General features: G+C 69.7%; 8 protein-coding genes and 2 pseudogenes. 7 read left to right on the top strand and 3 right to left on the bottom strand.

Translation table 11 applies throughout. From position 1 onward, the window contains the following. Position 1: 1 nt before the first annotated feature. The 6 genes from pntB (at position 2) to OG514_RS26405 (ending at position 7632) form a co-directional block, all read left to right on the top strand. Positions 2 to 1420 (top strand): Re/Si-specific NAD(P)(+) transhydrogenase subunit beta, encoded by a 1419-nt coding sequence (gene pntB, locus OG514_RS26430; RefSeq protein WP_266898954.1) that lies wholly within the window; start codon positions 2 to 4, stop codon positions 1418 to 1420. 220 nt (positions 1421 to 1640) lie between these two features. Then, positions 1641 to 2459 carry an SDR family NAD(P)-dependent oxidoreductase gene (locus OG514_RS26425; protein WP_266898952.1) on the top strand — a complete coding sequence of 273 codons (819 nt, stop codon included), beginning with the start codon at positions 1641 to 1643 and terminating at the stop codon, positions 2457 to 2459. Positions 2460 to 2621: 162 nt separating this feature from the next. Then, positions 2622 to 3542, top strand: coding sequence for a MurR/RpiR family transcriptional regulator (locus OG514_RS26420; RefSeq protein WP_266898950.1), 921 nt, complete (start codon positions 2622 to 2624; stop codon positions 3540 to 3542). Positions 3543 to 4463: 921 nt separating this feature from the next. After that, positions 4464 to 5531: a saccharopine dehydrogenase gene (locus tag OG514_RS26415; protein WP_323181610.1), complete on the top strand. Its 1068-nt coding sequence runs from the start codon at positions 4464 to 4466 to the stop codon at positions 5529 to 5531. A 745-nt stretch (positions 5532 to 6276) separates the two neighbouring features. Beyond that, on the top strand, positions 6277 to 6807 hold the full coding sequence (locus tag OG514_RS26410; RefSeq protein ID WP_266898948.1) for a DUF6221 family protein: 531 nt from the start codon (positions 6277 to 6279) through the stop codon (positions 6805 to 6807). Between the two features lie 39 nt (positions 6808 to 6846). Further along, complete coding sequence (locus OG514_RS26405; protein ID WP_266898946.1) at positions 6847 to 7632, top strand: hypothetical protein; 786 nt, start codon at positions 6847 to 6849, stop codon at positions 7630 to 7632. Between the two features lie 96 nt (positions 7633 to 7728). Here the strand turns inward: OG514_RS26405 and OG514_RS26400 are convergent. Next, positions 7729 to 8869, bottom strand: a pseudogene (locus OG514_RS26400) (IS3 family transposase). A gap of 101 nt (positions 8870 to 8970) precedes the next feature. On the opposite strand from OG514_RS26400, the pseudogene OG514_RS26395 reads away from it, so the two are divergent. Next, positions 8971 to 9261 (top strand): annotated as a pseudogene (locus tag OG514_RS26395) (IS5/IS1182 family transposase); the annotation flags it as partial. Positions 9262 to 9563: 302 nt separating this feature from the next. Here the strand turns inward: OG514_RS26395 and OG514_RS26390 are convergent. Beyond that, on the bottom strand, positions 9564 to 10481 hold the full coding sequence (locus OG514_RS26390) for an SCO0930 family lipoprotein (protein ID WP_266898944.1): 918 nt from the start codon (positions 10479 to 10481) through the stop codon (positions 9564 to 9566). Between the two features lie 247 nt (positions 10482 to 10728). Beyond that, a complete protein-coding gene (locus tag OG514_RS26385; RefSeq protein WP_266898942.1) occupies positions 10729 to 12315 on the bottom strand; it encodes a hypothetical protein in 1587 nt (528 codons plus the stop codon). Positions 12316 to 12460 lie beyond the last annotated feature (145 nt).

Genomic DNA, 12460 nt, shown 5'->3' with positions numbered 1-12460 from the left:
CATGTCTGCGACCATCGCCGCTCAGGCGGCCTACCTCGTTGCCGCGCTGCTGTTCATCCTCGCGCTGGCAGGACTCTCCAAGCACGAGTCGGCACGGCTCGGCAACTCCTTCGGCATGCTCGGCATGGGCGTCGCACTCGTCGCGACGATCGTGCTCGCGATCGACGGCGACATCAGCACCGCCGGCCTCGGGCTGATGGCCGTGGCCATGCTGATCGGCGCGCTGATCGGCCTGCAGCGCGCCCGCGGCGTCGAGATGACCGGCATGCCCGAACTGATCGCGCTGCTGCACTCCTTCGTCGGCCTCGCGGCCGTGCTGGTCAGCTGGAACGGCTTCCTGAACGTCGAGCACGACCTCAGCGGCCACGAGGCCGAGACCCTGGACGCGCTCGGCACGCTGGGCATCCACCACGCCGAGGTGTTCATCGGCCTGTTCATCGGCGCGGTGACCTTCACCGGCTCCATCGTGGCGTACCTCAAGCTCTCGGCGAAGATCAGCTCCAAGCCGCTCATGCTGCCGGGCAAGAACGTGCTGAACCTCGGTTCGCTGGGCCTGTTCGTCGCCCTGACGGTGTGGTTCGTGATCACTCCGGAGCTGTGGCTGCTCATCGTCGTGACGGTCCTCGCGCTTGCCCTGGGCTGGCACCTGGTGGCCTCGATCGGCGGCGGCGACATGCCGGTCGTGGTCTCGATGCTCAACAGCTACTCCGGCTGGGCCGCGGCGGCCTCCGGCTTCCTGCTCGGCAACGACCTGCTGATCATCACCGGCGCACTGGTCGGCTCCTCGGGTGCCTACCTGTCCTACATCATGTGCAAGGCGATGAACCGCTCGTTCATCTCCGTGATCGCCGGCGGCTTCGGCATCGAGGCGCCCTCGGCCTCGGACGTCGACTACGGCGAGCATCAGGAGATCACCGCCCAGGCCACCGCCGAACTCCTCGGCGCGGCCCGCTCGGTGGTCATCACGCCCGGCTACGGCATGGCCGTGGCACAGGCGCAGTACCCGGTCGCGGAGCTCACCTCGAAGCTGCGGGCGAAGGGCGTCGACGTACGGTTCGGCATCCATCCGGTCGCCGGCCGCCTGCCCGGCCACATGAACGTGCTGCTCGCCGAGGCCAAGGTGCCGTACGACATCGTGCTGGAGATGGACGAGGTCAACGACGACTTCGCCGGGACCGACGTCGTCCTCGTGATCGGCGCCAACGACACGGTCAACCCGGCCGGCGCCGAGGACCCCGGCAGCCCGCTCGCCGGCATGCCCGTGCTCACCGTCTGGGAGGCGAACAAGGTCATCGTGTTCAAGCGCTCCATGGCCTCGGGGTACGCCGGGGTACAGAACCCGCTGTTCTTCCGGGAGAACACCGCCATGCTCTTCGGCGATGCCAAGCAACGGGTCGAGGACATCGTCGGCGCCCTCTGAGACACGAGAAGGACGGCGGTTCAACGGATTCGACAGAATCCTGCGCGAGCAGCGCAGTGCGGGTCTGGGCGGCAACCTCTGCGACATGGCGGTAGTCGCCCAGGCCGTCCGACTCGCCGTCCTCCTGAGGTGCCACGCAGGCGCGGGCCGGCCCGGCCCCGGACCGTCGCGGGCCTAAGATCACCGGGACGGCGGACGAGCCACGGGAGAGACGGCCGACATGGCGGACGAGCGCGTGTACCTGGTGACCGGGGGCGGAACGGGGATCGGCGCGGCGACCGCGCGGTCATTGGCCCGGGCGGGACACAAGGTGGCGGTGTCCGGGCGCCGCCCCGAGCCGCTGCGGCTGGTCGCCGAGGAGACCGGCGCCCTGCCCGTACCGTCGGACATCGGGGATCCCGCCGCGGTGGCCTCGCTCGTCGAGACGGTGGTCGGCACATACGGACGGCTCGACGGTCTGGTGCTCAACGCCGGCATCGGGCGGGGCGGCGGGGTGGGAGACGTGACCCTGGAGGACTGGGACGAGGTCATGCGGACCAACCTCACCGGTCCCTTCCTCCTGCTGCGCGCCGCGCTCCCGCACCTCCTCGCCGCCCGCGGCGCGGTGGTCGCGGTGGCCTCCGTGTCCGCCCTGCGCAACGGCGTCGGGAACGCCGCCTACGCCACCTCCAAAGCGGCGCTGCTCCAGCTGTGCCGCTCGCTCGCGGTCGACTACGGGAGCGCGGGGCTGCGCGCCAACACCGTCTGCCCGAGCTGGGTGCGCACCGACATGGCCGACCGCCGGATGAACCGGTTCGCCGACGAGGCGGGCCTGGGCGGGGACGGTCTGGAGGCGGCGTACGAGGAGGTGACCCGGGTCCTGCCCGCCGGGCGGCCCGGTGAGCCGCACGAGGTCGCGGAGGCCATCGCCTGGCTGCTGTCACCCGCCGCCTCGTTCGTGAACGGTGCGGTGCTCACCGTCGACGGCGGCGCGACCGCCCTCGACCCCGGCACCCTCGCCTTCGAGTACCGGCTGGAGCCACGCGCCCCACGAGCCTGACCGACAGTCACGGCGGAGGCCACCGGTCACGGTCTCGCCCGGCTGACGCTGTCGGGGCGGCCGCAGCCGCGAGAAGGCCCGGCCCCGCATCGGCGCGATGATCATCCGCTTGTGGGACGTGGGCTATGTTGGACACGAGTGACGCGAGATGGAGGTCCGCCGGTGTCATCGGATCAGCAGGCACGCGCTCGGGCGGCCGCGATCACGCCGGGTGGCGTCACGCCGGGGCGGGAGGAGCTGGCGCCGGCCGACCGGTTGCTCGCGCTCTTCGACGGGCACCGGCTCTCCCCGGGCCAGCGACGGATCGCCCAGTACCTGCTCGACCACCTCACCGAAGCCGCGTTCCTCTCCATCACCGAGCTCGCCGAACGTGTCGGTGTCAGCCAGCCCTCGGTGACGCGCTTCGCGGTATCCCTCGGGTTCAGCGGTTATCCCGCCCTGCGAGAGGCTCTCCAGCCCATCGCCCTGAGCGCGGTGGCCGGCACTCCCGACAGCCGTGAGCAACTGCGGCACAACGAGCTCCAGGCCGCCGTCGACGCCGAGATCGAGAACCTGGAGAACGTCCGTCGCCTCCTCGCCGACACCAGCCAGGTACTGGAGATCGGCCGCGAACTGGCCCGCTCAGTGCCCCTGACCGTCCTCGGCCTCCGCATCTCGGTCTCCCTCGCGGAGTACTTCGCCTACGCCGCCCGCCGCATCCACCCGGACGTCCGCGTGGTGACCCGCGGCGGCAGCGTGGCCTACGACGCACTACTCCAGTCCCGGGCGGCCGGCGGCAGCTGGGTGCTGGCCTTCGCCATGCCCCGGCACGCCAAGGAGACCCTGGCCGCCCTGCGGGCCGCCCGCAGCACCGGCCTGCGCGTGGCGCTGATCACCGACCCCACTGTCGGCCCGCTTGTCGACGAGGCCGACGTGGTGCTGACGGCAGGGACCGGGTCACGGCTGGTCTTCGACTCGTACGCGGCCCCCGGCATGCTCTCCGCCGCCCTGCTGCAGGCCATGGCCGATGCCGACCCCGAGCGGACCCAGGCACGGCTCGAACAGTATGAGCAGGCCGCTGACCAGCACGGATTCTTCCTCTAGTAGCAGGTCGCGGGCTTCATGGGCGCCGCTCCCGCAGAGGTACGCGCAGCGTCCTGATCTGCATGTAATTTTTCATACCCTTGCGTACTCGACAGTATATATATTTACTGACTGCGGCGTTCCGGATCCGCCAGATGCCAAGGGAGGACGCCCCACGTCCTCGTCGAACAGCCACCCAGCGCGCTACCCCCTCCTCATTGGCGCGACGGGTGACGGTCAAGGCCTACGGATCCCTCGGAGCGCCCGTGGCGGCCTCGGTCAACCCCTGGACCGAGGCCGCCCCTCGCTCTCTCGACCAGCCCGGACTCGCCCCTCCAGGTCGAGGCCCCCGGCACACCTGACCGACGGTGCGGAAGCGAACCGATTCAGCCCACAGGCAGGCGGCGTCCAAACGCTTTGGACCCAGGTTCGGCCTTGGGGTCACGCTCCAGGGCGCCCTCATCACTCCCGACCTTGCGCCGGGACGACTGTCCGCTGCCCGGTGACCAACTCGGTCATATCCCGTGCCGCCGAGGCGGATGGGCGCGGTCTTCCGCGGATGTCCAGCGTGGCGCAGTGGAACGAGCCGCCGAGGGCCTGCACATGGCGGAATGGCGGGGGCAAAGGGATCACGCCCAGGGAAGTCGGACGCGCCTGGAGCTTCGCGTCCCCGGCCTCCACCACGGCGTGGCCTTCATCGACGACGAGGAGACCGAACGGCCGAGTGCCGGCACGGGCTTCCCGGACGGAATCCCATGGCCGGCCGTCGACCGCGCGCCACTCGAGGCGGAGCCCCTCACTTGTGCCCGCCGACGGGCGCCGTGCCCACGGTGGGCGGTATCTCCCGTCAACATGGCGCCCCGCTGGTGGACTGCCTGTCGAGGTCCGCCCCGCGAGCTCCGCTCGGCGCCGTGAACGACGTGCAGGAAGGCGGCATCGCCGGTGGGTGTGTTGGTGTGGGTACGGCACGAGTCGCGAGTCACGGAGCGGCGGGCTCCGCTCGCGCCGGAACACGCACGTGAGCTCACGCGTCGGGGAGTCCGACTGGTCGTGGAGGAATCACCGCAACGAATCTTCCCCATCGACGCGTACGCCGTCGCCGGCTGCGCCGTGGCCGGGGCGGGCACCTGGCCCAGCGCACCACCCGAGACCTACGTCCTCGGCCTCAAGGAACTTCCCCCGCAGCCGTACGCTCTGTCGCACCGGCACATCTATTTCGGCCATGCATACAGGGGGCAGCCCGGCGGCGCCGCGCTGCTCCGCCGGTTCACGGCCGGGGGCGGGGAACTGCTCGACCTGGAGTACGCCGTCGACAGCGCGGACCGGAGGATCGCAGCGTTCGGCTACTGGGCCGGATATGCCGGGGCATCCCTCGCCGCCCTCTACGCCCGTGGGCGGCTCGACACCCCTCTGACCCACCGCGCCAAGAGTGCGTGGGACGCCGCACTCGACGGGCTCCGGGCTTCCGGGCAGTCCTCTCGCCGTACCGTCGAGGCCGTGGTCGTCGGCGCCAAGGGACGCTGCGGCACGGGAGCGTGCGAGGCTCTGGAGCGCGCCGGGATCCGCACCACCCGGTGGGGGACTCCAGAGACCGCACACCTGGACCGCCGCCTGCTTCTGGCCCACGACATCCTGGTCAACGCCATCGGCACCTCGGCACCGGTGCACCCCTTGCTGACGAAGGACGATCTCGACGACCCGGCGAGACGGCTCGGCGTGCTGTGCGACGTCACCTGCGACCTGGGATCTCCCTGCAACGCGGTGCCCGTCTACGACCGTCTGACGACCTGGCAGGAGCCCGTACGCAGGGTCCACGACGGCGATCCGGCCTTCGCCGTGCTCGCGCTGGACAACCTGCCCTCGTTGCTGCCCATGGAGTCGAGCCGGGCGTACTCCGCCGACCTGTGGCCCCACCTCCTGACCTTGGGCACCGACGGCCCTGTGGCCCCGGTCTGGGCACGCAGCATCGACGCGTTCCGGGTGTCGCTCGCCCGCACAGGGCTGGGGTGACGCAGACCGTGACAGTGCGGGGCTCCCCGCCGCGACCGACGCCTCACGCGCCCCCGTCGACCGCGAGGGCCTGAAGGAGTGCGCCCACGGCACCCACCTGATACGACGTCATCCGCGCGGGCAGCGCACCCTGACCAGGTCAAGGTGCGCTTCGACCCGGTCACGGCACACTGGTCCCCGATGGGTCCCCAAAAACGATCAAGAGGCTGCTTCGGATTGCTCCAAAACAGCCTCTGACCCTACGACTCTTTCGAGTCGGGACGACAGGATTTGAACCTGCGACCCCTTGACCCCCAGATGTGCGGGTCAGGGGTATTTTCTGGATATAGCGGACTTAATCCGGGAGTAAGTTATGCATGGAGGCATGCATCGTGCACCACCGCGTGTAGCGTGTGGTCCCCAACTGGTCCCCACGCGACCCCTTCCCATTGTCCGACCAACACCTCACGCGAGCACATCGAGCCGCTTCGAGATCGCAACTCCTCCGACTGCCTCGGAGTCATCAGGGTGGCCCCGGGACCGGGCCGTAGTGTTGAGGACCTCCGCTGCCGTTCCCACGTCACAGCCAAGAGTGCGCTCGCTCGGTCACGCAGCGGTCTACGCCAAGCCGCGAGCTCGGCCTTGCTCCGACCCTCGAAGCCAGCCTCCCAGAGCACCCGTTCCCCCTCTCCTTCCTCTCACGATGCGGTGCCAGTAGAACCAGCTACTGTGGCGGCGCACCGGATTACTCGGGAGGGTGACGGGGATGGCAGCCAGCAATAGGTACGGCGCTCTGTGCGCCGCCGAGTTGTGCGCGACCTATGTGCCGCCCGGTGGCGGCATCCTGGTCCGCGGCGAAAGCGGCTGGCTTACCTATTGCCCCGACGACGACCCTGCCCTTGGGCCCCGCAGATTCTCGGCCAACCCCGATGAACGTGACCACGAGCCGATGATCGCCTTCCTTCTTGCTCGCCTTGACGAGGAGGAGGCCACTGCCGGAGCCGCAGGTATCACCCATTGGCGGCATTGGCCGGCCCGTAGCCAGAGGGTCGTTGACGACCACGACGAGCTGGTTGTCGTCTGTCCGCTGCGGGATGTTGCCGATCAGATCGCCACCTGGGGGCCAATGTCAGCCGTGGCGAACATCGAAGCCCGCCGTATGGTGCTGGATCTGTACGAACAGGCCGCACTGGGGCCCGCACGCGACGCCCTCCGTCAGGCGGTACAGGCGCTGGCGATGACCTACCGCGATCATGTGGATTACGACATCTCATGGACTCTGCGCCAACAGCTGTAGTCTCGCGCCCCGAGTCAGGTGGACCGTACAGTCGGGTAAGTGCGCTACGGACAGAAGGCATTGCTGCCACGCCCTGGAACGTTCGCTGACGAGAAGGCCCTCGGTGCCTTCGTTATGGGCAAGTTGGACCAGTGGTTCCACATTGAGGAGCAGGTGCCGGGACGCTACTGGACCGGCGAGGAAACCCGAATAGACGCCGTGCTGAAGCCGCGCGATGCGGACGGTTGGCACGATGCTGAGCCGGCCTTCGGCATCGAGTTCAAGAATCCGACTCCGGACACAGGCACAGGGGAACGCTACGGCTGGGTCGCGCAGGCCGTCGGATACACCCACTGCCAATGGCAGGGGTACGACAGGCTCGGCATCTTCCTCTGCCCCTCCCCTCTCAGCTGGCTCTTGTCTCGCGCCGATGAGGTCGCCACCGCCCGTCAGCGACGCATCAGTCCTGAAGCACTCGAGGAGGAACGTCACCGAGTACGTGAGTACGGACGCCGCTTCGGCAAGGAGTACACCGACGCGTACGTGGGCCGTGAGGCGCTGCTCGAACATCAACGCCGCCTCGCTGATCTGACTTACGAGGAGTTCACCGCTCGCGCCGACGGGTACGCGAACGCGGACGAACGAGAACGCGAGCATGACCTGCGGATGGCCAAGGAGCTGATCCATCTCCTCGGGCAGCTCAGTGTCGGAGAACTCATGCCCTACGAGGACAGCGGCTGGACACTGACGCGGTCCGGGGTGCGGCTGTGGAGCGAACGCGAGGGCGTGGCCAAGGTCCCGTACAAGCTGCGTCCCCGCATCGGTTCGCAGCGAAACAGACACTGAAGCCAGTCGTGTCACAGCAGCACACTCAACTACCAGAATATGAACCGCAGATGATGCGGCACATGGGACTGCTGCGTGTTCGGGTGACAGCGGGGTTTATGCAGCCAGAGCTGCTGGTGGGGTCATGATGGTCTCGTACTCAATGGGGGTCAATCGGCTCAGGCGTCTCTGGCGCCGGCGGCGATGGTAGGTGCGCTCGATCCAGGTGACGATCGCGATCCGCAGTTCCTGGCGGGTGGCCCAGGTGCGGCGGTCGAGGACGTTCTTCTGCAGTAGCGCGAAGAAGCTCTCCATGGCCGCGTTGTCGCCTGCGGCACCGACCCTGCCCATCGAGCCGACCATGCGGTGACGTGCGAGAACAGCGACGAACTTCCGTGAGCGGAATTGCGACCCGCGGTCGGAATGAACAATGCATCCGGTGATCCGGCCGCGGCGGGCGACGGCGGATTCCAGGGCTCTCACCGCGAGGCTGGACTGCATCCGGGCGTCGATGGAATAGCCCACGATGCGTCCGGAGTACACGTCTTTGACCGCGCACAGATACAGCTTGCCCTCGCCGGTGGCGTGCTCGGTGATGTCCGTGAGCCACAACCGGTTCGGCCCATCCGAGGTGAAGTCGCGCCTTACCCGGTCGTCGTGGACCGGAGGGCCGGCCTTGGTGTTCTTGCCGCGGCCCCGCCGCTTGCCGAAGGCACTCCACCAGCGGTTGTCGCGGCAGATCCGCCAGGCGGTCCGCTCGGCCATCGACTCACCGGCCGCGCGGGCCTCGTCGAGGAGAACAGGGCGTCGGCCCGGTATGCCTCGGCGAGGGCGGTATCGGTGACCGGCCGGTCCAGCCACCGGTAGTAGGGCTGGCGGGCCAGCTTGAGCACCCGGCACGTCACCGCCACCGGCACCCGGTGAAGGGCATCGGTGGCGGCCAGCTCGCGGACGAGCGGGTACATCATTTTGCCGCCAGGTTCGCCTGCGACAGATACGCCACAGCCCTCCGCAGGACCTCGTTCTCCTGCTCCAGCAGCCGGATGCGCCTGCGGGCCTCACGCAGCTCGGCCGACTCACCCGACACCGGTGCGGGCCTGGCACCCTCGTCGGTGTCGGCGCGGCGCAGCCACTTCGACAATGTGATCGGGTGTACGCCGAAGTCGGCGGCGATCTGTTCCAGCGTGACGCCGGGCTCACGGTTGCGTGCGACCCGCACGACGTCCTCGCGGAACTCCTTCGGATACGGCTTGGGCACTGCGACCTCCTTCCAGGCCGCCTCTCAGCAAGCCAGGTCAGGTGTCACCTGTCCATGCAGCAGTCCCCTGCGACTGACGTCGCTGTCGGTTTTGGTGCACGGCGCGGGAAGCGACCGGCACGAAGGCCGCGGTCGGCAGGACAACTGTGCCCGATGACGGCGGCCACCGCGGTGCCGGCCCGGTCATTCCCGACCCGGAACGCGGCCAGGCCGAACTATCGGCCTGGAAGGAGGAGCACAACGCTTCCCACCGCACGGTCCGCGCCCGCGGCGAGCACACCTTCACACGCAGGAAGACGTGGAAGATCCTCCACGGCTGCCGCTTCGAAGACGAGGGCGTTCACCAGGCCATGCTGAACATCGCTCGCCTCTACAACCTCGCCTTCGCCGGGGAGCGTCGCTCGTGCCTTCAGAGCACCGTTGGCCCGAAGCCCACGTCCGCAACGTCCTCATGCCCGAGGCCCCGTCGAAGCCGAGTCCCTGGCGAATCGCAGCATTCGCCCCCCCGCTGCGACGGATCGGACGCCTGCTGCCGCGTTGCAGGAGCCGACTCCCGAGTCGGTACATTGACGACAACAGAGTCCCACCCACGAGCCCATCCATCGCGCCCACAGAAATGACGAAAACCTCAGGAGGGGACGTTTCGGATGTTCTCCGAAACGCCCCCTGACCGGTCTTCCGGGAGCCGGCGCGGCTACTTGGCCAGCTTGCCGTCGGGGCGGACCGTGAACCACGTGCCGTTCACCCCGTGGCCGCTGGTGTCGCCCGGCTCCTTGTCGCCCGTGTACCAGTACAGCGGCCAGCAGTCGAGAGTGAGCTGCTGGGTGCCGTCCGGGCGCTTGTACGGGATGACGAGCTTCGGGTCGATGCCCTTGAGGTCCTTCTTGTCGACGAGCTTGGCCGGCTTCCAGAGCTTGAGGCAGTCGCCCTGGCAGTTGGACTTCATCGGCCAGGCGGTGTCCTTGGTGAAGCGGTAGAGCGTACGTCCCTTGCCGTCGCGGACGATCGTGCCGAGCTTCTCGTCCTTCACCGTGGACAGGGCCGGGAGGTTCTTCGGCGCCGGGGGCCCGCTCGGCGGCGTCGTCTCCTCGGTCCCGCCCCCCGCCCCTGCCTTGGCCTTCGTGCCGTCGGGCGCGGCCGCGAACCAGGTGCCGCCGACGCCCTGCCCACGGGTCTGCCGGGGCGCGGTGTCCTGCGCGTAGCGGTAGAGCGGCCAGCCGGCGAGCGTGACTTGCAGAGAGCCGTCGGCGCGCTTCACCGAACCGAGCAGCGCCGCGTCCAGGCCGCGGCCCGCCGTGACGTCGTCGACGAGCACCGGAGGCCAGGTCGCGGCGCAGCCCTCTGCACAGTTCGAGGTGGGCGGATTCGCCGTGTCCTGGTCGAAGCGGTAGAGGGTGAACCCCGCGCCGTCCGTGACGACCGGGCCCAGCTCCTTGCTCTGCCAGACGCTCAGGCGCCCCGCCTTCGAGGGCTGCCCCCCGGTGTCCGAGGCGGCCGGGCGCTCGGGGGAGCCGGCGCCGGTCACAGCCGTGTCCGGGGAGGCCCCGCAAGCCGCCGTCAGCATGACCGCCGCGACCGTCAGTACCGCCGGAACCACAGTGAATTTACGCATGAGGATCCCTCTTTCCGAATTTCTGAGTTTCCGTATTTCCGCGTTCTTGGAGGACGGTGTCGCCGCCGTGTTTCGAAGGGGCCCGCCCCGGCAGCGGGGAGGAGGCCGGCCGACTGCCGGGGCGGAGTCTTTGATGCGGATACCGTTTCGGTCCGCCGCCCAGAAGCGCGTCACTTCGCAAACGGCCCGTGCGGGCCGGGGGTTCAGACTCCGGGAGTATTTCTTTTCCGAATGCGTGCCGGGGAGGTCACACCCGTCCGGTGCCCGCGCCCGCCAGCGTCTGTGTGGGGACGGTCACGCGGAGGCCGAGCACGCCCAGGTCCACGGTGCCGTCGGAATCCGCGTACCACCGCCAGTGCGCGCCGGGCACGTCACCGACGGCGAGTACGATCCAGCCGCCGCCCGCGGGCGCGGACAGGTCCGCGAGAGCCCGTGCCTCCTCGGCGGTCGGCGCGTCCTGGAGCACGATGAATCCGGTGACCTCGCCGCTTCGGGCGACCCCGCGCACCAGACCGACGCCCAGCTCCTCGGCGGCGTTGAGGACCTCCTCGGGCGCCTTGTCCCGCACCTCCGCCACCCCGCGGACCCGCACCACACCGTTGAGGCCGGGCAGTGCGCTCGCGCTCGGGTCCACCGACACGACCACCGTGCTCTGCCGGGGGAGTTCGAGGAGCCCGCGCACCAGCGCCGCCACGGTGTCCTGGGCTACGGTGAGGTCGCCGCGGATGCTGAGCGCGCCGTTGATCTGCCCGAGGTCCACCATGGCCTGCGCCCCCCGGTCGCTCACTCCGAGCCTGGCGAGGTGGGGCAGCGCCAGTGTCGGGTCGGCCGTCGGATCGCTCTCGACGACGACAGGCAGCCCGGTGCGCTCCCAGCGGTTCATGTCCAGCGCGGTCCACGGCGCGGGGGCCGTGTGGCCGCCCGACACCGAGGCGAGCAGCTTCGTGGGTTCGGCGAGCACGCTGTAGACGCGTACCGGCCGCTCCGTCTTCGGCTCCGCGCCGGCAGCGGGGATCAGCTCGCGCAGTGCCTGCCGCACCACCACCGGCGTGCGGGTGTCCGCCGCGAGCCGCCGAGCCAGCACGGTGCGCCGGCGACGGCGGAGCGCGAGCGCCAGGCCGCGTGGGAGTCGAGGCCGCAGCACACGGGCGCCCCGGGCGATCGTGGAGCCCGACGCGCGGGCGGCTCGGGCGATGCGACGGCGCGCGACGATCGCCACGGTCAGGGCGGCGACGCCGCCGACGCCACCGATCAGCCAGGGCAGCTGGATCCGGTTGCCGAACACGCCGAAGGATCCCGCCGTCCGGCTGGTGGTGGTGGTACGGACAGCGGGGGCCGCGCTCTGCCCGGTGCTCGCCGACGCGTCGACGGCCGCCTCGGGCAGCACGCCGAACTCCACGCCCGGCCCCTTCGCGTCCTCCGGCAGGATCAGCGCGAAGTCCGGGACGAGCTGCTCGGGACTCACGAACACCGAGCCGTCCGGAAGCGGGCGCCCGCTGTTGAGGACCAGCACCTCCTCGAACCGGTTGCCGTCGCCGAGCGTGCGCCGCGCGATCTCGAACAGGGTCTCCTGCTGACCGCCTCTGTTCTGCGGGGCCTTGATCACGTAGTACTTCGTCAACTCCTCGGCACGCACGGCCTGAGGGAGCCGGTTCTGGACGGAGGCGAAGGCCGCGGCGGACGCCTGAGCCCGTACGGAGTCCCGTGCGTGGGCCGGTCCGGGCAGCGCCAGCGCGGCCACGGCCACGAAGCCGCACACCGCCGTCACTCGTGCCGTGGTGCGCCGCCGCGCCGTCCGCCGCGCGTCGTTCGTCTTCCTCGGGGCGTCACGCATCTTTCTCGTCCTCCTCCGGCAGGGGCCTGGTGACGCGCACCGCTGGTCGCGTCGGCCGTCAAACGCACCTGACCGCGGGTCGGTTCAAACGAGCTGAACCGAATCGCGGCACGCCTCGTGAGGAGGTGCCGAATGGCTCGTATCC

Source organism: Streptomyces sp. NBC_00572, assembly GCF_026341815.1.
Taxonomy (GTDB): Bacteria; Actinomycetota; Actinomycetes; order Streptomycetales; family Streptomycetaceae; genus Streptomyces.
This window is presented reverse-complemented; position numbering and strand designations above follow the sequence as displayed.

What these genes read in the sequence shown, in the direction of transcription:
- pntB (WP_266898954.1), top strand. Translation starts at nt 2, where the DNA reads ATGTCTGCGACCATCGCCGCTCAGGCGGCCTACCTCGTTGCCGCGCTG.
- OG514_RS26425 (WP_266898952.1), top strand. Translation starts at nt 1,641, where the DNA reads ATGGCGGACGAGCGCGTGTACCTGGTGACCGGGGGCGGAACGGGGATC.
- OG514_RS26410 (WP_266898948.1), top strand. Translation starts at nt 6,277, where the DNA reads ATGGCAGCCAGCAATAGGTACGGCGCTCTGTGCGCCGCCGAGTTGTGC.
- OG514_RS26390 (WP_266898944.1), bottom strand. Translation starts at nt 10,481, where the DNA reads ATGCGTAAATTCACTGTGGTTCCGGCGGTACTGACGGTCGCGGCGGTC.
- OG514_RS26385 (WP_266898942.1), bottom strand. Translation starts at nt 12,315, where the DNA reads ATGCGTGACGCCCCGAGGAAGACGAACGACGCGCGGCGGACGGCGCGG.